The sequence below is a fragment of the Citrobacter sedlakii NBRC 105722 genome (assembly GCF_000759835.1).
Classification (GTDB): domain Bacteria; phylum Pseudomonadota; class Gammaproteobacteria; order Enterobacterales; family Enterobacteriaceae; genus Citrobacter_A; species Citrobacter_A sedlakii.
The window spans coordinates 227,993-253,820 of the sequence record NZ_BBNB01000009.1 but is presented as its reverse complement, the minus strand read 5'-3'; the positions used below and the strand labels follow the sequence as shown (position 1 = coordinate 253,820).

General features: G+C 53.5%; 30 protein-coding genes. 23 read left to right on the top strand and 7 right to left on the bottom strand.

Going from position 1 to position 25,828, the window contains the following annotated elements; translation table 11 throughout:
• Positions 1–14 precede the first annotated feature (14 nt).
• The 10 genes from rnr to CSE01S_RS13970 all read left to right on the top strand — a co-directional run bounded on the left by rnr (position 15) and on the right by CSE01S_RS13970 (position 10,145).
• On the top strand, positions 15–2,462 hold the full coding sequence (gene rnr, locus CSE01S_RS14015) for a ribonuclease R (RefSeq protein WP_042289581.1): 2,448 nt from the start codon (positions 15–17) through the stop codon (positions 2,460–2,462).
• A 64-nt stretch (positions 2,463–2,526) separates the two neighbouring features.
• On the top strand, positions 2,527–3,258 hold the full coding sequence (gene rlmB / locus CSE01S_RS14010) for a 23S rRNA (guanosine(2251)-2'-O)-methyltransferase RlmB (RefSeq protein ID WP_042289578.1): 732 nt from the start codon (positions 2,527–2,529) through the stop codon (positions 3,256–3,258).
• A gap of 104 nt (positions 3,259–3,362) precedes the next feature.
• The gene (locus CSE01S_RS14005) at positions 3,363–3,764 is read left to right on the top strand and encodes a YjfI family protein (RefSeq protein ID WP_042289575.1); all 402 of its coding nucleotides are present in this window, start codon (positions 3,363–3,365) and stop codon (positions 3,762–3,764) included.
• Positions 3,765–3,781: 17 nt separating this feature from the next.
• Positions 3,782–4,480: a PspA/IM30 family protein gene (locus CSE01S_RS14000; RefSeq protein WP_042289574.1), complete on the top strand. Its 699-nt coding sequence runs from the start codon at positions 3,782–3,784 to the stop codon at positions 4,478–4,480.
• Positions 4,480–5,550 (top strand): potassium channel family protein, encoded by a 1,071-nt coding sequence (locus tag CSE01S_RS13995; protein WP_042289572.1) that lies wholly within the window; start codon positions 4,480–4,482, stop codon positions 5,548–5,550. Before CSE01S_RS14000 ends, CSE01S_RS13995 begins: the two co-directional genes overlap by 1 nt.
• A complete protein-coding gene (locus CSE01S_RS13990; RefSeq protein ID WP_084589020.1) occupies positions 5,523–6,206 on the top strand; it encodes a YjfK family protein in 684 nt (227 codons plus the stop codon). The genes CSE01S_RS13995 and CSE01S_RS13990 overlap by 28 nt, the downstream gene beginning before the upstream one ends.
• 17 nt (positions 6,207–6,223) lie before the next feature.
• Complete coding sequence (locus tag CSE01S_RS13985; RefSeq protein ID WP_042289568.1) at positions 6,224–6,622, top strand: DUF350 domain-containing protein; 399 nt, start codon at positions 6,224–6,226, stop codon at positions 6,620–6,622.
• Between the two features lie 9 nt (positions 6,623–6,631).
• Complete coding sequence (locus CSE01S_RS13980; protein WP_042289566.1) at positions 6,632–7,288, top strand: DUF1190 domain-containing protein; 657 nt, start codon at positions 6,632–6,634, stop codon at positions 7,286–7,288.
• Positions 7,275–8,438, top strand: coding sequence for a glutathionylspermidine synthase family protein (locus CSE01S_RS13975; protein WP_042289564.1), 1,164 nt, complete (start codon positions 7,275–7,277; stop codon positions 8,436–8,438). Before CSE01S_RS13980 ends, CSE01S_RS13975 begins: the two co-directional genes overlap by 14 nt.
• Positions 8,439–8,522: 84 nt before the next feature.
• Entirely contained in the window at positions 8,523–10,145 is a 1,623-nt protein-coding gene (locus CSE01S_RS13970) for an isovaleryl-CoA dehydrogenase (RefSeq protein ID WP_042289562.1), read from the top strand.
• 48 nt (positions 10,146–10,193) lie between these two features.
• On the opposite strand, the gene yjfN is transcribed toward CSE01S_RS13970, so the two are convergent.
• Both yjfN and bsmA read right to left on the bottom strand, forming a co-directional pair.
• Complete coding sequence (yjfN, locus tag CSE01S_RS13965) at positions 10,194–10,469, bottom strand: DUF1471 family protease activator YjfN (RefSeq protein WP_072197155.1); 276 nt, start codon at positions 10,467–10,469, stop codon at positions 10,194–10,196.
• 147 nt (positions 10,470–10,616) lie between these two features.
• Positions 10,617–10,946: a biofilm peroxide resistance protein BsmA gene (bsmA, locus tag CSE01S_RS13960; RefSeq protein WP_042289558.1), complete on the bottom strand. Its 330-nt coding sequence runs from the start codon at positions 10,944–10,946 to the stop codon at positions 10,617–10,619.
• Positions 10,947–11,128: 182 nt separating this feature from the next.
• On the opposite strand from bsmA, the gene yjfP reads away from it, so the two are divergent.
• Complete coding sequence (yjfP, locus tag CSE01S_RS13955; protein ID WP_042289555.1) at positions 11,129–11,878, top strand: esterase; 750 nt, start codon at positions 11,129–11,131, stop codon at positions 11,876–11,878.
• On the opposite strand, the gene ulaR is transcribed toward yjfP, so the two are convergent.
• Both ulaR and ulaG read right to left on the bottom strand, forming a co-directional pair.
• Entirely contained in the window at positions 11,875–12,630 is a 756-nt protein-coding gene (ulaR, locus tag CSE01S_RS13950; protein ID WP_042289553.1) for an HTH-type transcriptional regulator UlaR, read from the bottom strand. The genes yjfP and ulaR overlap by 4 nt on opposite strands.
• Before the next feature lie 105 nt (positions 12,631–12,735).
• Positions 12,736–13,800 (bottom strand): L-ascorbate 6-phosphate lactonase, encoded by a 1,065-nt coding sequence (ulaG, locus tag CSE01S_RS13945; protein ID WP_042289551.1) that lies wholly within the window; start codon positions 13,798–13,800, stop codon positions 12,736–12,738.
• Between the two features lie 359 nt (positions 13,801–14,159).
• Here ulaG and ulaA point away from each other — a divergent pair, with 359 nt between their 5' ends.
• Genes ulaA through CSE01S_RS13915 form a run of 6 tightly spaced genes read left to right on the top strand, consistent with a single transcriptional unit; the run spans position 14,160 to position 18,571 of the window.
• A complete protein-coding gene (ulaA, locus tag CSE01S_RS13940; protein ID WP_042289548.1) occupies positions 14,160–15,557 on the top strand; it encodes a PTS ascorbate transporter subunit IIC in 1,398 nt (465 codons plus the stop codon).
• 15 nt (positions 15,558–15,572) lie between these two features.
• Positions 15,573–15,878, top strand: coding sequence for a PTS ascorbate transporter subunit IIB (ulaB, locus tag CSE01S_RS13935; protein WP_042289546.1), 306 nt, complete (start codon positions 15,573–15,575; stop codon positions 15,876–15,878).
• Positions 15,879–15,887: 9 nt separating this feature from the next.
• The gene (ulaC, locus tag CSE01S_RS13930) at positions 15,888–16,355 is read left to right on the top strand and encodes a PTS ascorbate transporter subunit IIA (protein WP_042289543.1); all 468 of its coding nucleotides are present in this window, start codon (positions 15,888–15,890) and stop codon (positions 16,353–16,355) included.
• Positions 16,356–16,367: 12 nt separating this feature from the next.
• Positions 16,368–17,021, top strand: coding sequence for a 3-keto-L-gulonate-6-phosphate decarboxylase UlaD (gene ulaD / locus CSE01S_RS13925; RefSeq protein ID WP_148365411.1), 654 nt, complete (start codon positions 16,368–16,370; stop codon positions 17,019–17,021).
• 9 nt (positions 17,022–17,030) lie between these two features.
• Positions 17,031–17,885 (top strand): L-ribulose-5-phosphate 3-epimerase, encoded by an 855-nt coding sequence (locus CSE01S_RS13920; RefSeq protein WP_042289540.1) that lies wholly within the window; start codon positions 17,031–17,033, stop codon positions 17,883–17,885.
• The gene (locus tag CSE01S_RS13915) at positions 17,885–18,571 is read left to right on the top strand and encodes an L-ribulose-5-phosphate 4-epimerase (protein WP_042289769.1); all 687 of its coding nucleotides are present in this window, start codon (positions 17,885–17,887) and stop codon (positions 18,569–18,571) included. The genes CSE01S_RS13920 and CSE01S_RS13915 overlap by 1 nt, the downstream gene beginning before the upstream one ends.
• A gap of 149 nt (positions 18,572–18,720) precedes the next feature.
• Here CSE01S_RS13915 and yjfY read toward each other — a convergent pair whose 3' ends face one another.
• Positions 18,721–18,996, bottom strand: a complete 276-nt coding sequence (gene yjfY, locus CSE01S_RS13910) for a DUF1471 family protein YjfY (RefSeq protein ID WP_042289537.1) — start codon at positions 18,994–18,996, stop codon at positions 18,721–18,723.
• 147 nt (positions 18,997–19,143) lie between these two features.
• Positions 19,144–21,267: a hypothetical protein gene (locus CSE01S_RS13905; protein WP_042289534.1), complete on the bottom strand. Its 2,124-nt coding sequence runs from the start codon at positions 21,265–21,267 to the stop codon at positions 19,144–19,146.
• 280 nt (positions 21,268–21,547) lie between these two features.
• Here CSE01S_RS13905 and rpsF point away from each other — a divergent pair, with 280 nt between their 5' ends.
• The 5 genes from rpsF to CSE01S_RS13880 all read left to right on the top strand — a co-directional run bounded on the left by rpsF (position 21,548) and on the right by CSE01S_RS13880 (position 24,061).
• On the top strand, positions 21,548–21,943 hold the full coding sequence (rpsF, locus tag CSE01S_RS13900; protein ID WP_001216673.1) for a 30S ribosomal protein S6: 396 nt from the start codon (positions 21,548–21,550) through the stop codon (positions 21,941–21,943).
• 6 nt (positions 21,944–21,949) lie between these two features.
• A complete protein-coding gene (gene priB, locus CSE01S_RS13895) occupies positions 21,950–22,264 on the top strand; it encodes a primosomal replication protein N (RefSeq protein WP_042289531.1) in 315 nt (104 codons plus the stop codon).
• A gap of 4 nt (positions 22,265–22,268) precedes the next feature.
• On the top strand, positions 22,269–22,496 hold the full coding sequence (rpsR, locus tag CSE01S_RS13890) for a 30S ribosomal protein S18 (protein ID WP_000135199.1): 228 nt from the start codon (positions 22,269–22,271) through the stop codon (positions 22,494–22,496).
• Between the two features lie 41 nt (positions 22,497–22,537).
• Positions 22,538–22,987: a 50S ribosomal protein L9 gene (gene rplI, locus CSE01S_RS13885; RefSeq protein ID WP_012907347.1), complete on the top strand. Its 450-nt coding sequence runs from the start codon at positions 22,538–22,540 to the stop codon at positions 22,985–22,987.
• A 144-nt stretch (positions 22,988–23,131) separates the two neighbouring features.
• On the top strand, positions 23,132–24,061 hold the full coding sequence (locus tag CSE01S_RS13880) for a DMT family transporter (RefSeq protein ID WP_042289528.1): 930 nt from the start codon (positions 23,132–23,134) through the stop codon (positions 24,059–24,061).
• Between the two features lie 38 nt (positions 24,062–24,099).
• On the opposite strand, the gene CSE01S_RS13875 is transcribed toward CSE01S_RS13880, so the two are convergent.
• Positions 24,100–24,750 carry an OapA family protein gene (locus tag CSE01S_RS13875; RefSeq protein WP_042289526.1) on the bottom strand — a complete coding sequence of 217 codons (651 nt, stop codon included), beginning with the start codon at positions 24,748–24,750 and terminating at the stop codon, positions 24,100–24,102.
• A gap of 218 nt (positions 24,751–24,968) precedes the next feature.
• On the opposite strand from CSE01S_RS13875, the gene bamJ reads away from it, so the two are divergent.
• Positions 24,969–25,589 carry a BamJ family beta-barrel-assembly machinery protein gene (gene bamJ, locus CSE01S_RS13870; RefSeq protein ID WP_042289524.1) on the top strand — a complete coding sequence of 207 codons (621 nt, stop codon included), beginning with the start codon at positions 24,969–24,971 and terminating at the stop codon, positions 25,587–25,589.
• Positions 25,590–25,828: the final 239 nt, after the last annotated feature.

The window sequence follows — 25,828 nt, the reverse complement described above, 5'->3', positions numbered from 1 at the left end:
ATGGAGGAACCTCAATGTCACAAGATCCTTTCCAGGAACGCGAAGCTGAAAAGTACGCGAACCCTATCCCGAGCCGGGAATTTATCCTCGAACACTTAACAAAACGTGAAAAACCGGCCAACCGTGACGAGCTGGCCGCAGAACTGAATATTGAAGGCGAAGAGCAGCAGGAAGCCCTGCGTCGTCGCCTTCGCGCAATGGAGCGTGACGGCCAGTTGGTCTTCACCCGCCGCCAGTGCTATGCGCTGCCGGAACGTCTTGACCTGTTGAAAGGTACCGTTATCGGCCACCGTGATGGTTACGGCTTTCTGCGCGTCGAAGGGCGTAAAGACGATCTGTACCTCTCCAGCGAGCAGATGAAAACCTGCATTCATGGCGATCAGGTGCTGGCGCAGCCGCTGGGCGCGGATCGTAAAGGCCGCCGTGAAGCGCGTATCGTGCGCGTGCTGGTGCCGAAAACCAGCCAAATTGTGGGCCGCTACTTTACCGAAGCGGGCGTGGGTTTTGTCGTCCCTGACGACAGCCGCCTGAGTTTTGACATCCTTATTCCGCCGGAAGAGATCATGGGCGCGCGTATGGGCTTTGTGGTGGTGGTTGAACTCACTCAGCGTCCGACGCGTCGCACCAAAGCGGTGGGTAAAATCGTCGAAGTGCTGGGCGACAACATGGGCACCGGCATGGCGGTTGATATGGCGCTGCGCACCCATGAAATCCCCTATATCTGGCCACAGGCAGTCGAAAAGCAGGTTGCCGGGCTGAAAGAAGAGGTTCCGGAAGCGGCGAAAGCAGGGCGCGTTGACCTGCGTTCTCTGCCGCTGGTGACCATTGATGGCGAAGATGCCCGCGATTTTGATGATGCGGTTTATTGCGAGAAGAAACGCGGCGGCGGCTGGCGTTTGTGGGTGGCGATTGCCGACGTGAGCTATTACGTGCGTCCGCCAACGCCGCTCGACCAGGAAGCGCGCAACCGCGGCACCTCCGTTTACTTCCCGTCGCAGGTTGTGCCAATGCTGCCGGAAGTGCTTTCCAACGGCCTGTGTTCTTTGAACCCGCAGGTGGACCGCCTGTGCATGGTCTGCGAAATGACCATCTCGAATAAAGGCCGTCTGACCGGTTACAAATTCTACGAAGCGGTGATGAGCTCTCATGCGCGTCTGACCTACACCAAGGTCTGGCATATGCTGCAAGGCGATCAGGACCTGCGCGAGCAGTACGCACCGTTGGTGAAGCATATCGAAGAACTGCACAATCTGTACAAGGTGCTGGAGAAAGCGCGTGAAGAACGTGGCGGTATCTCGTTTGAAAGCGAAGAAGCGAAGTTTATTTTTAACGCTGAACGTCGTATTGAACGAATCGAGCAAACCCAGCGTAACGACGCCCATAAGCTGATTGAAGAGTGCATGATTCTGGCGAACATCTCTGCGGCGCGGTTCGTTGAGAAAGCCAAAGAGCCTGCGCTGTTCCGCATCCACGACAAGCCAACCACAGAGGCGATCACCTCTTTCCGTTCCGTGTTGGCGGAGTTGGGACTCGAACTGCCGGGCGGAAACAAACCTGAACCGCGCGACTATGCGGAACTGCTGGAATCCGTTGCCGATCGTCCGGACGCGGAAATGCTGCAAACCATGCTGCTGCGTTCAATGAAACAGGCGATCTACGATCCGGAAAACCGTGGTCACTTTGGTCTGGCGCTGCAATCTTATGCTCACTTTACCTCGCCGATCCGCCGTTATCCGGATCTCTCGCTGCACCGCGCCATCAAATATCTGTTGGCGAAAGAGCAGGGGCATAAAGGTAACACCACCGAAACCGGCGGCTACCATTATTCGATGGAAGAGATGCTCCAGTTGGGCCAGCATTGTTCGATGGCTGAACGCCGCGCCGACGAAGCGACGCGCGACGTGGCCGACTGGCTGAAGTGCGACTTTATGCTCGATCAGGTGGGTAACGTCTTTAAAGGCGTGATTGCCAGCGTCACCGGCTTTGGCTTCTTTGTGCGTCTGGATGAACTGTTTATTGATGGTCTGGTACACGTCTCCTCGCTGGAAAACGACTACTATCGTTACGATCAGGTCGGGCAGCGTCTGACCGGCGAATCCAGCGGCCAGACCTACCGTCTGGGCGATCGCGTGGAAGTGCGCGTCGAAGCGGTCAATATGGATGAGCGTAAGATCGACTTTAGCCTGATCTCCAGCGAACGCGCGCCGCGCAACGTTGGCAAGACAGCGCGTGAGAAAGCGAAGAAAGGCGATGCCGGGAAAAAAACCAGCCGTCGTCGGCAGGTCGGCAAAAAAGTGAACTTTGAGCCAGACAGCGCATTCCGCGGTGAGAAGAAGACGAAGGCCAGGCCGTCAACGGCGAAAAAAGGCGATAAAAAAGCGAAAAAGCCTTCGGCAAAAACGCTGAAAATCGCCGCCGCTACTAAAGCTAAACGCGCGGCGAAGAAAAACGCCGCCGAATAATTGCGAAAAACTGCCGCCGGGCCGCTAACCTGACCCGGCGAAAACAACCTTAATGAGTACTTTCATGAGTGAAATGATTTACGGCATCCATGCGGTGCAGGCCCTGCTTGAGCGTGCTCCTGAGCGTTTTCAGGATGTCTTTATTCTTAAAGGTCGTGAAGATAAGCGTCTGTTGCCGCTGATCCACGCGCTGGAAGCGCAGGGCGTGGTCATCCAGGTGGCGAACCGCCAGTTTCTGGATGAAAAAAGCGAGGGTGCGGTACATCAGGGGATTATCGCCCGGGTGAAGCCGGGGCGTCAGTATCAGGAGAACGATCTGCCGGATTTGATCGCTTCACACGATCAACCGTTCCTGCTGATCCTTGACGGCGTCACCGATCCACACAACCTCGGCGCCTGTCTGCGTAGCGCAGACGCCGCTGGCGTACATGCGGTGATTGTGCCGAAGGATCGCTCGGCGCAACTGAACGCGACGGCGAAAAAAGTCGCCTGTGGCGCTGCCGAAAGCGTTCCGTTAATCCGCGTCACTAACCTGGCGCGTACCATGCGTATGCTGCAGGAAGAGAACATCTGGATTGTGGGAACGGCAGGTGAGGCCGACCATACGCTTTACCAGAGCAAAATGACCGGCCGCATGGCGTTGGTGATGGGCGCGGAAGGTGAAGGTATGCGCCGTCTGACCCGTGAGCACTGCGACGAACTTATCAGCATTCCAATGGCAGGCAGCGTGTCATCGCTGAACGTCTCCGTGGCGACTGGGATTTGCCTTTTCGAAGCTGTGCGTCAGCGCAGCTAAATCTCTTTTTAAGTAAAAGCCATCCGTTTTCGGATGGCTTTTTTTTATTTATTGCGATTACTATAACCGACTAAAATGGATTATGACTCAATGGGAAATGTTATATGCCATGGACTCCGCTGGCGCTTGCTGATGCGCTACAGAATAATGTCGCTTTAAATATAGAAATCACAAATAATGAAAATGCCTTAATCATTAAAATGAATGATTATGGCGACCTGCTGCTCTCGGTGTTATTTACCTCACGACAGATAATTATTGAAACACGAGTCTGTCCGGTGACGGCGATTCATAATCAGCCTGAATTTAATCTTTTCCTGCTCCGTCACCAGAAAATGTTGCCGCTCTCATCGGTTGGCATTTCGGGCATACAGAATGAAGAGTACTACGTGGTGTTTGGCGCGCTATCGCTATATTCCTCGTTGAACGATGTTGTTCTCGAAATTACCACGCTGGTCGAAAATGCGTTAGATCTCGCAGAAGTCACGGAAGAGTACGCGCAGTAATCATCAGGGAGAAAATGATGGGTATTTTAAAAAGTTTATTTACGCTGGGTAAATCAGTGATCTCCCAGGCGGAAGCTTCAATTGAAGAAGCGCAGGGCGTAAGAATGCTGGAGCAGCATATTCGCGACGCTAAAACTGAACTTAATAAAGCGAATCAGTCGCGTGTCGAACTGCTCGCCCGGGTGAAACTCAGCAACGACAAACTTTATGATTTGCGCGAGCGTAAAGCCAGCCTCGAGAAGCGGGCGCTGGAAGCGCTGAATAAAAATGTCGACGCCGCGTTAATCAATGAGGTCGCAGAAGAAATAGCGCGCCTGGAAAACCTCATTACGGCAGAAGAGCAAGTACTTGCTAACCTTGAAGCGTCGCGGGACGGCGTAGAGAGAGCCGTAACAGCCACCGGTCAGCGCATTTCACAATTTGAGCAGCAGTTGGAAGTCGTAAAGGCGACGGAGGCGATGCAGCGCGCGCAGCAGGCGGTCACCACCTCTACCGTAGGCGCCTCCTCCAACGTCTCTACAGCGGCAGAATCACTCAAGCGCATCCAGACGCGCCAGGCAGAACGTCAGGCACGGCTGGACGCGGCGGCGCAGTTGGAAAAAGTGGCGGATGGGCGCGATCTGGACGAGCGGCTGGCTGAAGTGGGCATCGGCGGCAGCAATAAAAGTTCAGCTCAGGATGTGTTAGCGCGCCTGCAACAGCAAAAAGGTGAGTAATGCTGTTCACCTGGCTTGTCAGGGCCTGCCAGCGGCACCTTTCCCGGGTGACCTGGCCTGCGTTATTGGGTTTGTTTATCAGTCAGTACCTGATTTGTTATCTGGTTCTGACCCTGCTGGGTGAAACGGCGCTGGTCGGTCGCCTGAGCGACTTCATCTACTACTGTTCGGTGGTGGGGTCTACGCTGGGTTTTGGTGACTTAAGCCCGCAGACCGCCGGAGGACGTTTGTTTACCGGCCTCTGGCAAATCCCGGTAAGCGTTGGCTTATTTGGTGCGCTGATGGGAAAGGTCATTGCGCAGGTACAAGGAACGTTAGCGAAAGGATTAACCGGGATGGGCGATTTTCGACATCTGCGTAAACATATGCTGGTGATTGGTTGGCGGGGCCATCAGACGGAGAAGATGATCTCGCTTCTGCTTTACGATACCCGACGCGCCTTTGAACGGGTTTTGCTGTGTGAGTGGGACGAGATGCAACACCCGCTGTCAGGCAACCGCTGGGTGGATTTCCTGCGCGTCAGTAATATTAACGACCCACAGGAACATCAGCGGATGGGGCTGAGCCACTGCCAGAGCGTAATCATTTATGCCAGAACAGACGAGCAGACCTTTACCGCTGCGCTATCGCTGGCGGGCTTTGTTCCGCCGCACAGCCATATCGTGGTGTATCTGGAAGATGAACGTTACGCCGGACTGCTTGAAACACACTGTCCGCAAATAGAAATTGTGCGCAATCTCTCCGCGGAGCAGTTGTCCCGTTCGATCCAGGATCCCGGTTCCTCACAGTCGGTGGCTTCCATTATGAATCCCATGCTCGGCGACACCGGCTTTGCCCTGCCTGTGCCGCAAGCGGTTACGCCTTTCCGCTATGGCGCGCTGATGCGCTATATGAAACTTCATCATGACGCGACGGTGCTCGGTATCAGCCATTGCAAGAACGGTCGTGGCATGGAGCTAAACCCGGTGATTTCAACCGAAGTCCGCGGTGGCATGTGGTTACACCTGGTCGGCAACAGCCGCATCCTGGCGGACGATGTCGCCTGGCAAGAGATAGGAGAAGCGAGATGACGTCGTTCTTTCAACGGCTGTGGAGAAGGTCTGCCCCACAGGCGCCGGTTCGTGGACCGTTAGGACTGCACCTCAATGCCGGGTTTACGCTGGATACGCTGGCGTTCCGCCTACTGGAGGCGTCGCTTTTGGTGGAACTGCCCGGTGAAGAATATACCGTTGCGGCTGTCAGCCATATCGATCTGGGGGGAGGCAGTCAAATTTTCCGTTATTACACCTCCGGCGATGAGTTTTTACAGATAAACACCACCGGAGGCACGGGCGTCGAGGATATCGACGACATCAAACTGTTCGTTTACCAGACCTGTGACGGCATAAATCAGGAGGCGCACTGGCGTGCGGCCATCAGTCCAGTGGCCATTGGTACGCCGACGTTGACCTGGCAGGCGCAGCGCTGGCAGCGATTTTTTAACCGCGAGGAGCCGGGAAACATCGCGCCGATCTTTATGCTGGAAAAAGTGGAGAATCAACAGCAGGCAAAATGGGATATCCACAATTTCTCGATGGGCTACCAGCGTCAGATCACTGACGACACCTGGGAATACTTGTTGCTGAACGGGGAGGAGACATTTGACGAGCGCGGAGAGCCCGAGTGGGTCTTTTCACGCGCGCTGGGCGTTGATATTCCCCTGACTTCATTGAATATTATTGGTTAATTACAGGGAAGCATGTGATGCACATTCTGGATTCATTATTGGCCTTCTGCGCCTATTTTTTTATTGGCGCGGCGATGGTTATCCTTTTCCTTTTTATCTACTCCAAAATTACGCCGCACAATGAATGGCGATTGATAAAAACTAATAACACCGCAGCCTCGCTGGCCTTCAGCGGTACGCTGCTGGGATATGTTATTCCGTTATCCAGCGCGGCAATAAACGCCGTTAGCATTCCGGATTATTTTGCCTGGGGAGGCATTGCGCTGGTCATTCAGCTCATCATCTACGCTAGCGTCAGGCTGTATATGCCGACGCTGAGCGAGAAAATTATTCAGCATAATACGGCGGCGGGACTATTTATGGGCACCTCCGCACTGGCGGGCGGTATTTTCAATGCGGCTTGCATGACGTGGTAATGGGCGATCATGGCTAAAAAAACAGGAAACAAAAAACGTAAAACAGGCTTAGGTCATGCAGCGATTACCCGGATCGACCGTCCGGTAAACCCTTTCGAGCCTAAACGCAGCCGGTACAGTGGCAAAGTGCTGACGCTGGCGATCATGGGCGGCGCGGCTTTTTTCGCCTTGAAAGGGTGCAGTGACAGTGACGATGTCGACAACGATGGTGACGGCGTTTTTTACGAAACGGTGCAGAACTGCATTGATGACGGCAATAATATTAGCGTTTGCGTTGATGCCTGGAATAACGCGAAAACCGAATTTTATAACACCTTGCCAAAAAGGATGAGCAAGAGCGACTGCGAAACCCAGTTCGGCAACTGTTATCAGGATATTATCGACCAGAGCTGGGTGCCTGTCATTTCTGGCTTTTTGCTCAGCCGTGCGCTCCGTAAAGATCGTGATGAGGCGTATGTTTATAGCAGCAATGGGTCATCCTACGTTTCTCGTCCCGTCTGGCGTACGACGTCTGGCGACTACGCCTGGCGTACAGGCTCACGAAAAACAGGCTCTGCGACCAGCCATAGCTACAGCACGAAAAAGGTATCAACGGTGTCTCGTGGAGGTTACGGACGCTCGTCCAGCGCCCGTGGCAGCTGGGGGGCTAACCATGCTGCGACATGATGTGCCGGTTCGCCGGGATCTGAATCAGATTGCCTGCGATCACGGTTTCGATTTTCATATCATTGATAACGAAATCTACTGGGATGAAAGCCGGGCTTACCGCTTCACGCTTCGGCAAATTGAAGAACAGATCGAAAAGCCGACGGCAGAATTGCATCAGATGTGCCTGGAAATCGTCGATCGCGCGATAAAAGATGAGCATATTCTTGAGCAACTGGCGATCCCGCCGCTTTACTGGGATGCGATTGCTGAAAGCTGGCGCAGCAAGGATCCTACGCTGTACGGACGTATGGATTTTGTCTGGTGCGGTAATGCGCCGGTTAAGCTGCTTGAATACAACGCAGACACGCCAACGTCATTATACGAGGCGGCGTATTTCCAGTGGCTGTGGCTGGAGGATGCCCGCCGAAGCGGCGCGATTCCCCGTGATGCCGATCAGTACAACGCGATACAGGAGCGCCTGATTTCGCGGTTTGCGGAGCTTTATCGTCCGGAACCATTTTATTTTTGCTGCTGTGAAGACAGCGATGAAGATCGCACCACGGTGCTTTATTTACAGGACTGTGCGGAGCAGGCGGGCCAGGAGACGCGGTTTCTTTATCTCGAAGAGCTGGGGCTTGGTGTTGGCGGCGTGTTAACCGATCTCAACGATAACGTGATTCAGCGCGCCTTTAAGCTCTATCCGCTGGAATGGATGATGCGGGACGATAACGGGCCGTTGTTACGCAAGCGACGAGAACAATGGATTGAACCTTTATGGAAAAGTATCCTCAGCAACAAGGGGTTAATGCCACTGCTGTGGCGCCTCTTCCCGCGGCATCCCAATTTGCTTCCGGCCTGGTTTGACGGGGAAAAGCCCTGTATCCAGGCGGGGGCAAGCTGTGTGCGCAAGCCGATTTTCTCCCGTGAGGGGGGTAACGTGACGATCTTTGACGGCCATCAGCAGGTAATGGAGCATGCCGATGGTGATTATGCCGACGAACCCATGATCTATCAGGCGTTTCAGCCGCTACCACGCTTCGGCGACAGCTATACGCTGGTCGGCAGTTGGATCGTAGATGATGAAGCCTGCGGTATGGGGATCCGTGAAGATAACACCCTGATCACCAAAGATACGTCACGATTCATACCTCACTACATCTCGGGGTGATCCCACTTTTGTGATCTCTCTCCGTCGTCATTCAACCGGCAGCGACCATACTTATTGTCGCGGCCATTGAAGGAGGGAGACACAATGCACTGGCAAACGCATACCGTTTTTAACCAACCGATACCGTTGAATAACAGCAATCTTTTCTTGTCTGACGGCGCGCTGTGCGAAGCAGTTGTCCGGGAAGGGGCTGGCTGGGACGGTGAACTGCTCGCCAGCATCGGACAACAGCTTGGCACCGCCGAGTCTCTGGAGCTGGGACGGCTGGCGAACAGCTGGCCGCCGGAATTATTGCGCTATGACCCGCAGGGGCAGCGTCTGGACGATGTGCGTTTTCATCCCGCCTGGCATCTGCTTATGCAGGGGCTATGTACCAACCGCGTGCACAACCTGCCCTGGGAGGAGGAGGCGCGCGCCGGATCGTTTGTCGCCCGCGCTGCGCGCTTTGTCCTGCATGCGCAGGTGGAAGCCGGGACGCTATGCCCGATAACCATGACCTTTGCCGCCACGCCACTTTTACAGCAGATGCTCCCGCCCCCCTTTTCTGACTGGTTGACACCGTTAGTGGGCGATCGCTACGACTCACATCTTTTGCCTGGCGGGCAAAAACGTGGCCTGCTCATTGGTATGGGAATGACGGAGAAACAGGGCGGGAGCGATGTGCTGAGCAATACCACCCGCGCGGAGCGACTGGAAGACGGATCGTACCGGCTGGTGGGGCACAAATGGTTTTTCTCCGTCCCGCAAAGCGATGCCCATCTGGTGCTGGCGCAGACGGATGGGGGGCTATCCTGTTTCTTCGTACCGCGTTTTTTGCCCGACGGAAAGCGCAATGCTGTGCGGCTCGAACGTCTCAAAGACAAACTGGGTAATCGCTCCAATGCCAGTTGCGAAGTGGAGTTTCAGGATGCCCTTGGCTGGCTGCTGGGTGAAGAGGGCGAAGGCGTTCGCCATATCCTGAAGATGGGCGGCATGACGCGCTTTGATTGCGCGCTCGGTAGCCATGGGTTGATGCGCCGCGCTTTCTCAGTGGCGATTTACCACGCGCACCAGCGTCAGGTTTTTGGCAAGCCGCTGATTGAACAGCCTATGATGCGTCAGGTACTCAGCCGGATGGCGCTACAGCTTGAGGGGCAAACCGCGCTGTTGTTCCGTCTGGCTCGCGCGTGGGAACGCCGGAGCGAAGCAAAAGAGCAATTGCTGGCCCGTCTGTTTACCCCAGCCGCTAAATTCGCGGTTTGTAAAAGCGGTATCCCGTTTGTGGCCGAAGCGATGGAAGTCCTCGGTGGCGTGGGGTATTGCGAAGATAGCGAACTGCCGCGGCTATACCGCGAAATGCCGGTTAACAGCATCTGGGAAGGTTCAGGAAACGTAATGTGTCTCGACGTTCTGCGGGTCGTCAGTAAACAAACCGGCGCGGATGAAATACTGAGCGAAACCTTTTCTGATGTGAGGGGGCAGGACCGCCATTTTGATCGCGCGGTTCGCCAACTGCAACAGCGGCTACGTAAACCTGTGGAAGCGCAGGGGCGTGACATCACCCAACTGATTTATCTGCTCGGCTGCGGTTCGCAAATGCTGCGATACGCGTCGCCGCCGGTTGCGCAGGCATGGTGTCAGATGATGCTGGATACGCGTGGAGGAAGACGCTTATCGGAACAGGTTCAGGATGAAGTACTGCTGAGGGCGACGGGAGGAGTACGGTAATCTCTTAGCCGGGTGGCGCAACGCTGACCCGGCTCAGGAAGGGCAGAATCAGGCGTAAAGGATGGCCTGGACGCGCCAGTTATCAGGCTGCTGTTCTTCATACATCTGCACAATGCGATACCACGAAGCGCCTTGTTCATCGGCTTTAAGCGCCACGATACGCTCCACGTCCTGTGGATTTCCTGAAATATTACTGACTGAAATCAGGCCAATTTCATTGAGGCCCGTCACGCAGTCCGCGCTGGCAAATTCGGCAGATTGCGCCGTCGTGCTTATCAGCCCGGCAGTAAGTAGCAGTGAGGATAAGGCAAGAGATTGGTTCATCGTCAGCTCCATTTTACGTTTCCCCGCAAGACGCAGGGCATTCCATCGCCGTAATAAACCTCGAGCTTCCTGCTGTCGGTTTATTGTGCACAGATAAACGTATAGAGGCGTAAAGCAACGTGAAACTGACTTAAATTTCAGCATCTTTTATTTACGATATAAAATGGCCTGTGAATACCACTGACCCGTCACGATCGTCTCATCGACCATGACGATAACGTAATAATCGGCTTTCGCGGCGGCGGCTTTGGCTTTAACCTCATCAATTGCGTCATCCGGAGACCCCCTCACCATTGAGGTGACGGTGCCCATTCGCTGCAACCCTTGCGTTTGATTGCGGCGTATTTCCTGCGGATGATCGGCGACGGGTGGCGCTGGCTGCGGCTTACCTTCAAGTACGCTGCATCCCGTTAACAACATAACCAGCATCAAAGGGACAAGCCGACGCATAACTCTATCTCGTTTACTGATAGTCATAGTGTAGTGCCTATTTAATTTCCCTTTGGGGGAATGTTCCCGAAATGTTAACTTCCGCGCGATTTTCGAATGAAAATGTCGTGAAAGCGTAATCCAGTTCTCAACATTATGAATCGTTGTTGAACACTTAACACTGCTTAATGGATCGCCCTGTGGCGTACCGGACAAAAAAGGACCCGCAAATGATTGAAATAGAAACATGTCAGTTGGCGGAGCATCACCTGCTGCACGCTTTCCCAACCGGTAAAATCAATACACCTTTACCGAGTATCATTTTCTATCACGGGTTCACGTCGTCAGCGCTGGTTTACAGCTACTTTGCCGTCGCGCTGGCTCAGGCCGGTTTTAGGGTCATTATGCCAGACGCCGCAGAACACGGCGCGCGTTTCAGCGGTAACGCACCGTTGCGAATGACGCGATTCTGGCAGATTTTGCAGCAAAACATGCAGGAATTTACTGCGTTACGTGCGGCTATTCTCCAGGAGAACTGGCTGCAGGATGACAGGCTTGCCGTGGCGGGAGCGTCAATGGGCGGTATGACCGCCCTCGGGATCATGACGCAGCATCCTGAAGTCAGCTGCGTGGCCAGCCTGATGGGCTCGGGTTACTTCACCCGTCTGGCAAAAACGCTGTTTCCCCCTTCGGCGTTGGATACGCCAGCGCAGCAGGCGGCGTTCGACAGCGTTATCGCGCCACTGGCGAAGTGGGATGTCTCGCAACAGCTGGAACAGGTGTCCGACAGGCCGCTGCTGTTATGGCATGGAGTGGAGGATGATGTCGTGCCAGCAGAAGAATCGTTTCGCTTGCAGCGGGCGCTGGCGCAGGCTGGACGAGACCGGAATCTGACCTGTGAGTGGCAGACGGGCGTGCGCCATCGCATCACGCCCGAAGCCCTGGCGGCGACGGTCTCTTTTTTTCGTCAGCACCTTTAAACGCGTATAATGCTTACGCCCTGCGCCTCAAGCTGTTTCAGGATTTCAGGGTTAGCATGTTTGCCGGTGATAAGCATATCGATCTGATCTGCGCGACTGAACAGCATCCCCGCCCGTTCGCCCACTTTGCTGCTGTCGACCAAGACGACCAGCTTGCCGACCACACTCAGCATTTTTTGCTCGGCCATAGCGGTGAGCATGTCCGTTTTGTACAGGCCATCCGTGGTCAGCCCTTTACCGCTGGTGAACATCCAGTGTCCGGCATAGAGACTGTTTTCACTGCCCTGGGGGCTCAGGGTGATCGACTGGGTTTTATTGTACTGGCCGCCCATGATGATCACGCTGTCATGCTCCTGATCGATCAGGTAATTGGCCAGAGGAAGATAGTTGGTGATGATCTGCACAGGTTTACCACACATCTCGCGCCCCAACAAAAAGGCAGTGGAGCCGCAGTTAATCACAACGCTTTCCCCCGGATTGACCAACTGGGAGGCGGCTTTCGCGATACGAACTTTTTCATCGTGGTTTTGGGCCTGATGCAGGTTCATTGGCGTCCAGCGTGGGCGCTGCTGGGCGATGGCTTCGGCTCCGTTTCGCACTTTTTTTAGCTTGCCGCTCTCATCAAGTTTATTGATATCCCGGCGTGCCGTTGCAGGGGAGATACCCAAACGTTCAACGACATTTTCCACGGTGACAAAGCCCAGTTGTGCCAGCATATCCAGCAAAATTTGATGTCTTTGCGCTTCAGTCATGAGCTATTCCGATACAAAATGATTTTAAAAGATGATATTTGAAATAGCCTGAAAATACTAAAGTAAATATGAAAAAAATGCCGGGAAAACCCGGCATTATCGCGATTACAGGAACGATTTAAACGGCAGATCGGGCTCAATAGTGAAGCAGTCGTCAAAGCCGCGCGGATAGTGATATTCAAAGTTATCCTTATCCAAAGGCCAGGTGAATTTCCCGCCAACCTGCCAGATGAACGGCTTAAAACCGTATTTAAGGCGATCTTTTTTCATTTCCCACAAGACGCGGATCTCCTGCGGATCGGCCTGGAAATTTGACCAGATATCATGGTGGAACGGGATCACGACTTTCGTGTTCAGGGATTCCGCCATGCGCAGAATGTCTGCGCTGGTCATTTTATCGGTGATACCGCGTGGGTTTTCGCCATAGGAGCCCAGCGCCACGTCGATCTGATGCTCGTTGCCGTGCTTCGCATAGTAGTTGGAGTAGTGGGAATCTCCGCTGTGGTACAGCGTCCCCCCCGGCGTTTTGAACAGATAGTTTACGGCGCGCGCATCCATGCCGTCAGGCAGAACGCCTGCGGCTTTCTGGTCCGCCGGAAGTGTGATCAGCGCGGTGCGGTCAAACGCGTCAAGGGCATGTATTTCAATATCTTTTACTTTAACCACATCGCCTGGTTTTACCACGATGCAGCGCGATTTCGGCACACCCCAACCTATCCAAAGGTCCACGCAGGTCTGCGGCCCAATGAACGGCACATCGTCCGCGCAGTTTTGCATCACCGCTGCCGCCACATTGACATCAATGTGATCGTTATGATCGTGTGTTGCCAGCACCGCGTTGATCTGGCGAATCGCGAAAGGATCCAGCACAAATGGCGTGGTGCGCAGGTTTGGCTGCAATTTTTTTACGCCCGCCATACGCTGCATCTGGTGGCCGGTCTTCATCAGCGGGTTACCGTGACTTTGTTTTCCGGTACCGCACCAGAAATCCACGCACACATTGGTGCCGCCTTCGGATTTCAGCCAGATGCCGGTACACCCCAGCCACCACATTGCAAATGTGCCTGGCGCCACGCGTTCTTGTTCAATCTCTTCGTTCAGCCAGCTTCCCCATTCAGGAAAAGTGTTCAGGATCCATGATTCACGGGTGATGGTATTCACTTTACTCATTGTTTGACTCCTGGGTTCAATCAAAAGTAATCATTTTATGATTTGATGTGATTCATGTTGTCACCATTTTGAGCGGTTTGCAATGGGGGGAACGTGGGGTTTTACCTTATTGATCACACGGTCAATACCGGATTATGCCGGTAATTGAGCGTGTATGTTTAATTAATTCCATGAAAAATAAAGAGTAATTCTGTTTTCTGGTTATATCATGAAATCCATTATGAAAAGAGGGGAAATAATTTGCGTGATGCGTCACAAATAATCAAATTTAATCTTGTGATGATTATTTGTGATTACTAGAGTGATGGCACCAACCACGCCGGGATTACCCCTCGTGTTCCTTTTTACTGGAGAGAGTTATGGAGATCCTCTACGACGTCTTTACCGTTTTCTTTAATCAGGTAATGACAAACGCGCCGCTTCTGCTCGGCATCGTGACGTGCCTCGGTTATATCCTGCTGCGTAAAAGCGTCAGCGTGATTATTAAAGGCACCATTAAAACCATTATTGGTTTTATGCTGTTGCAGGCGGGGTCTGGCATTTTGACCAGCACCTTTAAGCCGGTTGTTGCCAAAATGTCTGAGGTGTACGGCATCAACGGCGCGATCTCCGATACCTACGCCTCCATGATGGCAACCATTGACCGGATGGGCGATGCCTACAGTTGGGTAGGGTATGCCGTGCTTCTGGCGCTGGCGCTGAATATTTGTTACGTCCTGCTCCGACGTATTACCGGCATCCGCACCATCATGCTGACCGGACACATCATGTTCCAACAGGCGGGGCTGATCGCGGTGTCGCTCTACATCTTCGGCTATTCGATGTGGACCACTATTATCTGCACCGCCATCCTGGTCTCCCTGTACTGGGGCATTACGTCCAACATGATGTACAAGCCGACTCAGGAAGTGACTGACGGCTGCGGTTTCTCCATCGGTCACCAGCAGCAGTTCGCCTCCTGGATCGCTTATAAGGTCGCGCCATATCTGGGTAAAAAAGAAGAAAGCGTTGAAGATCTCAAGCTACCGGGCTGGCTGAATATCTTCCACGACAACATCGTTTCAACGGCCATCGTGATGACGATTTTCTTTGGCGCGATCCTCCTTTCCTTCGGCATCGACACGGTGCAGGCGATGGCGGGTAAAACACACTGGACGGTGTATATCCTGCAAACCGGCTTCTCATTTGCCGTGGCGATTTTCATCATCACCCAGGGCGTGCGTATGTTCGTCGCCGAACTGTCCGAAGCGTTCAACGGTATTTCTCAACGCCTGATTCCCGGTGCCGTGCTGGCTATCGACTGCGCCGCGATTTACAGCTTTGCGCCTAACGCGGTGGTCTGGGGCTTTATGTGGGGCACCATCGGCCAACTGATCGCGGTCAGTATTCTGGTGGGTTGCGGTTCGTCCATTCTGATCATTCCGGGCTTCATCCCGATGTTCTTTTCCAACGCCACCATTGGCGTCTTTGCCAACCACTTTGGCGGCTGGCGCGCGGCGCTGAAGATCTGTCTGGTGATGGGGATGATCGAAATCTTTGGCTGCGTCTGGGCCGTGAAACTCACGGGTATGAGCGCCTGGATGGGGATGGCCGACTGGTCGATTCTGGCGCCGCCGATGATGCAGGGCTTCTTCTCCCTCGGCATCGCGTTTATGGCCGTCATTCTGATTATCGCATTGGTTTATATGGTCTTCGCCGGACGCGCGCTACGTGCAGAAGAAGACGCAGAAAAACAACTGGCAGAACATTCTGCTTAATGAGGAGTGTGGATTATGACCGTACGTATTCTGGCTGTATGTGGCAACGGGCAAGGGAGTTCCATGATCATGAAAATGAAAGTGGATCAGTTTTTAACCCAATCCAATATCGACCACACGGTAAACAGCTGTGCTGTCGGCGAGTACAAAAGCGAGCTGGGCGGCGCCGACATCATCATCGCCTCAACCCATATCGCCGGTGAGATTAGCGTGACAGGTAACAAGTATGTGGTGGGCGTTCGCAATATGTTATCGCCCGCTGACTTTGGCCCAAAGCTGCTGGAAGTGATCAAACAACATTTTCCGCAGGATGTGAAGTAAGGGGGCGTCATGAAACTACGTGATTCGCTGGCGCAAAACCATTCTGTCCGTTTGCAGGCTGAAGCCAGCACCTGGCAAGAGGCCGTGAAGATTGGCGTTGACCTGCTGGTGGCCGCTGATGTCGTCGAGCCGCGCTACTATCAGGCCATTCTTGATGGCGTAGCGCAGTTTGGCCCGTACTTCGTGATTGCCCCTGGGCTGGCGATGCCGCATGGCCGACCGGAAGAGGGCGTTAAGAAAACCGGTTTCTCGTTGGTAACGTTGAAGACGCCGCTGGCGTTTAACCACGAAGATAACGATCCGGTCGATATCCTGATCACCATGGCCGCCGTTGATGCGAATACCCATCAGGAAGTGGGCATCATGCAGATCGTGAATCTGTTTGAAGACGAGGCCAATTTTGACCGTTTACGCGCCTGCCGCACCGAGCAGGATGTGCTTGATTTAATTGATAACGCCACCGCGGCGGCTGTTTAAGAGGAATTTCATATGTCTCAGTTACCCATGTTACAGGTTGCGCTGGATAATCAAACGCTGTCTCACGCCTACGAGACCACCCGCCTGATTGCGGAAGAAGTAGACATTATTGAGGTGGGCACCATTCTCTGCGTTGGGGAAGGGGTACGCGCGGTGCGTGACCTGAAAGCGCTCTATCCACATAAAATCGTACTGGCGGACGCCAAAATCGCCGACGCGGGCAAGATCCTGTCCCGGATGTGCTTTGAAGCCAACGCCGACTGGGTGACCGTCATCTGTTGCGCTGATATCAACACTGCGAAAGGCGCGCTGGATGTGGCGAAAGAGTTTAACGGCGACGTACAGATTGAGCTGACCGGATACTGGACCTGGGAGCAGGCGCAGCAGTGGCGTGATGCGGGCATCCAGCAGGTGGTTTATCACCGTAGCCGTGACGCGCAGGCGGCGGGCGTTGCATGGGGCGAGGCGGATATCAGCGCCATCAGGCGCCTTGCCGATATGGGCTTTAAAGTGACCGTGACCGGTGGCCTGACGCTGGAAGATCTGCCGCTGTTCAAAGGGATTCCTGTTCACGTCTTTATTGCCGGGCGCAGCATTCGCGATGCCGACTCTCCGGTTGAAGCGGCGCGCCAGTTTAAACGTTCCATCGCCCAACTGTGGGGATAAGGAGCGGATATGCTGTCGAAACAGAACCCGTTAGGCATCTATGAAAAAGCGCTCCCTGCCGGGGAGTGCTGGCTGGAGCGCCTGCGGATGGCGAACACGCTGGGTTTTGACTTCGTTGAAATGTCGGTGGATGAGACCGATGCGCGCCTTGCGCGACTCGACTGGAGCCGCGAACAGCGACTGACGCTGGTGAGCGCCATTGCGGAGACTGGCGTGCGTATTCCATCCATGTGCCTGAGCGCCCATCGTCGTTTTCCGTTAGGAAGCGAAGATGACGCGGTGCGCGCTCAGGGCCTGGAGATCATGCGCAAGGCGATTCAGTTGGCGCAGGATATCGGGATCCGTGTGATCCAGTTAGCCGGCTACGACGTCTATTATCAGGAAGCCAATAACGAGACGCGCCGTCGTTTTCGTGACGGTCTGAAAGAGAGCGTAGAGATGGCTAGCCGGGCGCAGGTGACGCTGGCGATGGAGATCATGGATTACCCTCTGATGAACTCCATCAGTAAGGCGTTAGGCTACGCGCACTATCTGAATAATCCGTGGTTCCAGTTGTATCCCGATATCGGCAACCTGTCGGCATGGGATAACGATGTTCAGATGGAGCTGCAGGCCGGGATAGGTCATATCGTGGCGGTTCATGTAAAAGACACGAAGCCGGGCGTATTCAAGAACGTGCCGTTTGGCGAAGGCGTTGTCGATTTTGAACGTTGTTTTGCGACGCTCAAGCAGAGTGGGTATTGCGGGCCATACCTGATTGAGATGTGGAGCGAAACGGCGGACGATCCGGCGCGTGAGGTGGCGAAAGCGCGCGACTGGGTGAAAGCGCGCATGGTCAGCGCAGGTCTGGTGGAGTCAGCATGATGCAGATGTTAAAGCAGCAGGTGTTTAACGCCAACATGGATCTTCCTCGCTATGGCCTGGTGACCTTTACCTGGGGCAACGTCAGCGCCATCGACCGGGAACGCGGCCTGGTCGTGATAAAACCGAGCGGGGTCCCTTACGAGACTATGACGGTTGATGACATGGTGGTGGTCGACATGGACGGTCATGTCGTGGAGGGGCGGTATCGTCCTTCATCCGATACCGCTACGCATCTTGCGCTGTACCGCCATTATCCGTCACTCGGGGGCGTCGTGCATACCCACTCCACCCACGCCACCGCCTGGGCACAGGCGGGGCTGGCGATACCGGCGCTCGGCACCACCCACGCAGATTACTTTTTTGGCGACATCCCTTGTACCCGGGCGCTGAGCGAAGCAGAAGTGCAGGGTGAGTACGAGCTCAATACGGGCATGGTAATCATCGAAACGCTGGGCGACATTGAACCGCTGCATACGCCGGGAGTTGTGGTGTATCAGCACGGCCCATTTGCGTGGGGCAAAGATGCTCACGATGCGGTGCATAATGCCGTGGTCATGGAGGAGGTAGCGCGGATGGCATGGATTGCGCGGGGGATTAACCCAGACCTCAGCCCCATCGACGATTATCTGATGAACAAACACTTCATGCGTAAACACGGTCCGAACGCTTACTATGGGCAGACGTGAAGCTGCAAGAAGTGAAGAAGTAAATAGCGCCGGAACTCACTCCCTGGCGGGGAGGTAATCGGTCAGGTTCTGGCGGTTTTTGCAAAAAAAGCCCCCTGCAAAGGGGGCAAATCAGAGTATGGCATTATTTTTCGTTGGTTTACCTGGTGCTAGCGAAAAATCTCTGCGCTGGGGTGGATGTTGCCATTGCTGCCGGGTTCGCGGATCAAAATGACATGGTAATACGTCGCGCCTTGCGCATCGGCTTCGTCGTTCAGCGCATCTTTAGCGTCGCTTTCCGTGGCGACGTTATGGTTGATGTAAATGACGCCTAAGCTCTGAACATCATCCATATTTCTGGCCTGCTGGTTATCAATCTCAATGGCGGCAAGCGCATTGGCGCCAAGCAAAAGCCCAGCCAGAAGGGCTATCATACGGGTTCGCATACCTACCTCCTCGACTGCTAACTCGGATGAGCGAGACCGTTTTTGGGGTAACCCCTGTTGATCTTATTTTAATCGCTACCCGCAATGTCGATGGCGACCTTTTCTGATGCAGTTGTTCAAAAAATTACCGCATCAGGCATAGCAGAATTAATTCTTCGACTCAGTGGGAATCGCCTCTGCAGTGGCGGCATCTTGTCTGTTATCAGGCAGTCTGACGCGTATCAACCTGTCATGAAAAACCAGGATCAACGTATTTCCCTGCCAGTTAAAAGCCATGTTTTTTAACCCGCAGTAGCGAAGCCGGTGCAATGATGCAATTTTTGTCGCGCTGGCGACATCCCAGATATCAGCGGTTATTCCTGAACCCGCCGGTTTTTCACAACCTGCCTGAGCAAAAAAGCGTCCATGAGCGGAACGGGCGGTTGCAGTGATACTGTCAGCATTTTTAAGCTCTGCGCTAAAGCGCCATTTGCCGCTGAGACTATCAATAAAATAGGTCCCCATTCGCCAGGCATTCATGTGATGTTGAAGCGGTGATTGATGTTGATAATGCAGCGCTATCCAGTGGGCCTCACTGGAGCCCAGCGGATATGGCGTATGTCGGGTAATGTCATCGGCAGATAAATCGATGCGGCGGCTTCTGATATCGGCTGGCGATCGGAAAGGAACCGTATACGAGAGTTCAGCTCTTCCGGTTTCTGAATTAAGTTTGACTAATCCATTGCTGTCTTCAAGCCAAAAATAGCCAGGGGTTGAAATCAGGACCGGTTGAATGGAGTTTCCGCTGGCGAAATGGTTACGACAAGTTTTGAACAGGCTATTTTCTGGCGGAGATATACGCGGATCGATACGGCGAAAAATCAAACATCCTTTCCCCTCGTCGCTATAGTCGCTCGAAAAGGTAATGGGATTCCCGTTCGCATCGCTGAACCATGATGTCACGCCAGTTTCTTCATTTAAAGCCAGCGTAGCTATTTCTCTGGTGGGGATATTCAGTTCAAACCACTGGCCTGAAGACGTTTTGAACCAGGCCTTCTGTCCTTTATGGACCAACGTTAAACCGGACAGGCTTTCCCCTTGCCAAAGGTGGGTGGCATGCTGCGGATTTCCGGGCTCGGTGATATAGAGTTCCGAAACGTAATTTTGCTGTTGGCGATCGTAGCGTTTCGTGGCGAATAATGAATTACCGTCAGGAAGTTCCTTGTATTCCTTAATTTCCCGGGAGTCATCCGTATCAGAAAGGAGATCTTTGAGTGTGATTGTTACCATGCTCATGGCGTCGGATGACGTTGTTTCAGCAGACTGACGTTCAGGCGTAGTTTCCGCTAACGGTACTTTTTTAACCCATGCCGTGACCTCTGAAGCCAGTTCGCTTTGCAGATTATTTTTCTTCAGGTAGGTGGTAATGGGTTTGATACTCTCTTCCAGCACGAGCTTGTCAGAGAGATAGCTCTGTAATGGCCTGAGGCCCGGCCCGAGGAGAGTAAAGTTTTTCCAGTAGTCGATTCTGTTCGCTATTGCCTTTAGATACGAATAATTAGGATTAGGCGATACGACACATGTTGTTAGGATCAACGCAACTTTTGGCTCGCCAAAAACAGCGCTGGCGTCCATTATTTTCAGATAAGTGGTTCGTTTAGTGTCACCTACAGAGTAGGTTTTTCGTGCCTCTGTAAACGATATTTCTTCTTGTAGTTCAGGCTGTTTAATTAATTCCTGCGGCGCCCGCCATAACCAATGCTGTGAAATCGCCAGATTTGTTTTGTGTTCAACTTCTTTGGCCGTGATATAGCCTGCCTGTTGTGCTTGCCATAATTTCGGCGTGACAAATTTTTCAGCCAGGCTGGTGGCCACTTCCGGTCTGTGTGATAGCAGGGTCTGCCCCCAGTCCTCTTCCAGGTAAGCGACAGGCATTGACGCTGACTGAAGGCTAAAATTTTCTTGTTTAAGTAAGTCCGACAGCTTCGGCGCCAGCGTATTCCAGTCGGCGGCGATCGCCAGCGTCATTTTATCCGCTGCAATACGTTTTTTGCCATCCAGCCAGACCAGAATGTTGGTATCGTCCAGGGACGCTCTCGGCGAATTTGCCAGGCCCCGCTCTGCGGGCGATTCCCACTGCCACCGGGTAAAAACCGGTGCAGGATTATAGTCAGCATAGGGTGATGGTAAACAGCTTTCAGGGTGCGGCGGGCTCTCTGTGCCCGTCTGAATGACATACCAGGCCATCAGGCCTGTGAAAATAAACGCCAGCCCACATTTTTTGCTAAGCATCCTTTGCTCCAGGTCAAATATTCCATTTTATCTCCCTGCATACTAAGTGGTCATCCCGGCAAAAACCATCTAATAACAACCACAAGATGAACTTCTCTCTTCTCGCCGGGAGATGAGCAGCGACAGCGAGCAGGCGATTGTTTGCAAATCGCCTTGAGTTTCCCGTCTGACCCCAGTATTATGACGCGTCATTTTTCAGCCGACCTTTAACACGTTCCTTGCCTCCCCGGGCCTCGGCTGACCCAGACAGGAGGCTGAATAATCCGTAAGGAGCAATTCGATGCGTCATTACGAAATCGTTTTTATGGTCCATCCTGACCAGAGCGAACAGGTTCCGGGCATGATCGAGCGTTACTCTGCTGCCATCACTGGCGCAGAAGGCAAGATCCACCGTCTGGAAGACTGGGGCCGCCGTCAGCTGGCTTACCCGATCAACAAACTGCACAAAGCGCACTACGTTCTGATGAACGTTGAAGCGCCGCAGGAAGTGATCGATGAGCTGGAAACTACCTTCCGCTTCAACGATGCCGTTATCCGTAGCATGGTAATGCGTACCAAGCACGCTGTTACCGAAGCATCTCCGATGGTTAAAGCGAAAGACGAGCGCCGTGAGCGTCGCGATGATTTCGCAAACGAAACCGCAGATGATGCTGAAGCTGGGGATTCTGAAGAGTAATTTCTGATGACCAACCGTCTGGTGTTGTCCGGCACCGTGTGCAGGGCTCCCCTTCGAAAGGTCAGTCCATCAGGAATTCCGCATTGCCAGTTCGTGCTTGAGCATCGTTCTGTGCAAGAGGAAGCCGGGTTTCACCGGCAGGCGTGGTGCCAAATGCCCGTTATTGTTAGCGGACATGAAAACCAGGCCATTACTCACAGTATAACGGTCGGTAGTCGCATAACCATTCAGGGATTTATCTCTTGCCACAAAGCAAAGAACGGCCTGAGCAAAATGGTTCTGCATGCCGAGCAGATTGAATTGATAGATTCTGGAGACTAGCCATATGGCACGTTATTTCCGTCGTCGCAAGTTCTGCCGTTTCACCGCGGAAGGCGTTCAAGAGATCGACTATAAAGATATCGCTACGCTGAAAAACTACATCACCGAAAGCGGTAAGATTGTCCCAAGCCGTATCACCGGTACCCGTGCAAAATACCAGCGTCAGCTGGCTCGCGCTATCAAACGCGCTCGCTACCTGTCCCTGCTGCCGTACACTGATCGCCATCAGTAATCGGTCACGGTCCATTAATACGACTTTGAGAGGATAAGGTAATGCAAGTTATTCTGCTTGATAAAGTAGCAAACCTGGGTAGCCTGGGTGATCAGGTTAACGTTAAAGCGGGCTACGCTCGTAACTTCCTGGTACCACAGGGTAAAGCTGTTCCTGCTACCAAGAAAAACGTTGAATACTTCGAAGCACGTCGCGCTGAACTGGAAGCTAAACTGGCTGACGTTCTGGCTGCTGCAAATGCACGCGCAGAGAAAATCAACGCACTGGAAACCGTTACTATCGCGTCTAAAGCAGGCGACGAAGGTAAACTGTTCGGTTCCATCGGTACTCGCGACATCGCTGACGCTGTTACTGCAGCTGGCGTTGAAGTGGCTAAGAGCGAAGTTCGTCTGCCGAACGGCGTTCTGCGTACCACTGGTGAGCACGAAGTGAACTTCCAGGTTCACAGCGAAGTCTTCGCTAAGCTGACCATTAACGTTGTTGCAGAATAAGTTTTTATTCTGACAGCTTCGTGAAAAACGCCGACCTCGTGTCGGCGTTTTGCTTTTCTTCCTCTGCGCTTTTTCACACTGGCTATTCTTTGCCCTTTTCGGGATAATCATTAAAAATAAAACATAATTTCAATGTGGTGAAGAATGGATACCCCGCACCCGCAACCTCTGTTTGCGCGTAAAAATATTGTCTACCTGAGCGCCGCGTTTTGCTGCCTGTTATGGGGGAGCGCCTACCCGGCGATTAAAAGCGGCTATGAGATCTTCCAGATCGCAACCGATGATATCCCTTCAAAAATTGTTTTTGCCGGTTACCGCTTCCTGTTTGCCGGTCTGCTGCTTCTGCTGCTGGCCATGGCGCAGCGTAAGCCCATCGGCAGATTACGCTCTCGCCAGTTCGGCCAGCTCACGTTACTGGGGCTGACGCAGACCTCTTTACAGTACATCTTCTTTTATATTGGTCTGGCCTTCACCACTGGGGTGAAAGGCTCGATCATGAATGCGACAGGCACCTTCTTTAGCGTACTGCTGGCGCACTTCATCTACCAGAATGACAAGCTGAGCTATAACAAAACACTGGGTTGTATCCTCGGCTTCGCGGGAGTGATGGTGGTGAATTTCAGCAGCGGGCTGGACTTCAGTTTTAGCCTGCTGGGCGACGGGTCTGTCGTCCTGGCGGCGTTTATCCTTTCCGCCGCCACGCTTTACGGCAAGCGCATCTCGCAGACGGTTGACCCTACGGTAATGACCGGTTACCAGTTGGGGATTGGCGGCCTGGCGCTGATCGCTGGCGGTTACGCGTTTGGCGGCACGCTCACCGTCCACGGGTTTTCATCTGTCGCGATTCTCGGTTATCTGACATTACTCTCGTCGGTAGCGTTTGCACTGTGGAGCATTTTGCTCAAATACAACCGGGTGGGAATGATTGCACCGTTTAACTTCTTGATTCCCGTTTCCGGAGCGGTGCTGTCGGCAGTGTTTCTTGGCGAGAATATTCTTGAATGGAAATACGCGATTGCGCTGGTGCTGGTGTGTTCGGGGATCTGGTGGGTCAATAAGGTGCGTAAAGCGTAAATCAGGCCCGGTGGCATACTGTCGCCGGGCATAGGTGATTATCGCGCCCGCAGGAAACTGCCGTCCGGCTGACGGGTGAACAGTACCTGCTGGTCATTGCCGGTATCGATGGTTAAGCCTGTCACTACGCCGTTCGCATTCTGGCGAATCTGCACTAACTGCCCTTCTTTAAGGGTGCTCAACGGCTTGCCTGCGCCTTCCACTTTTGCCATGGCATACACGTCTGTCGGCGGCAGCCCGTGGTCGCGGAACAACTGCGCCATCGTTTTACCAGAACCAACGCGGTAAGAACGCCATTGCTGATCGATCCCGCTGTCCGGCTGGAAAGGCTGCGTTTGCGGCTGCGACTGTTGTGTCTGCGGCTGCGTTTCCGGCTGGCCTTCCTGAATGGGTTCCGGCGCCACCGGAGCGACCTGTCCGGGATCGTTTTGCGGCGTGACGAGCTGCGCCTGCAGCTGTGCTTCGGTCGGTGGCTGAGACGGTGACTGAATATCCAGCTGCGCGTCACGGGTTACCGTAGGCGCAACGCTATTGTCGTCGGAGGGAAGCAGGAAACCGATGGCCAGCACCACTGCCGCAATAATAATGCCGCGGCGGTGCATCGGCGGAAGCGGGTCCATAAGGCGAAAATTGTCCGGTGCATGCCAGATTTTCGCCAGGGTAGGTTTTAGTTCAAAGCGCCCGGGCATGGCTTTCCTCCTGCTCCGCGTCTCGTTCCTCAATCATAGAGTATAGACAGCTAACGCTATGATGTTCGTGATATTACCCGCTTTTGATATATTCATACGGGATACCCCTATTGTTTCTTTTTCCCCAGGATTTGTCATCCACCCCATGACAACATTTTACCGCAGAGGGCGCGGCTGTTATGCTGCCCGCTACTTTAAATCCGATGAAAGGAAATACGATGGCAACCCCGACTTTTGATACTATCGAAGCGCAAGCAAGCTACGGCATTGGTTTGCAGGTAGGACAGCAACTGAGCGAATCCGGCCTGCAGGGGCTGTTGCCTGAAGCGCTGGTTGCAGGTATTGCCGATGCGCTGGAAGGTAAACAACCGGCTGTTCCGGTTGACGTGGTACACCGCGCGCTGCGTGAAATTCATGAGCGTGCTGATGCCGTACGTCGCGAACGTTTCCAGGCGATGGCCGCGGAAGGCGTGAAGTATCTGGAAGAAAACCGTGAGAAAGAGGGTGTGAGCAGCACCGAATCCGGTCTGCAATTCCGCGTACTGACCCAGGGTGAAGGTCCGATTCCGGCCCGTACTGACCGCGTTCGCGTGCATTATACCGGCAAGCTGATTGACGGCACCGTATTCGACAGCTCCGTAGCGCGCGGCGAACCGGCTGAATTCCCGGTTAATGGCGTGATCGCCGGCTGGATTGAAGCGCTGACCTTAATGCCGGTCGGCTCGAAGTGGGAACTGACTATTCCTCATGAACTCGCCTACGGTGAACGCGGCGCGGGTGCCTCCATTCCGCCGTTCAGCACGCTGGTGTTTGACGTCGAGCTGCTGGAAATCCTGTAAGCAGAGTCTTCTGTTCCCTTCGGAAAAGAGGGGAACAGAAAATATGCAATAAAACCGCGTATTCGCCGAACATCGGCATTTTATCTTGCAAATGGTTCCGTTGCGTGTATTTTTGTGAGCTAATTCGCGTTATCAGAGTGATATGACACTCACTTTAAACATATAGTTAACATAATATTTAAATCTTAGTATTCATCCCGCCGATTCTTACCTAATATCGATGAGTCCTGACAACAGGA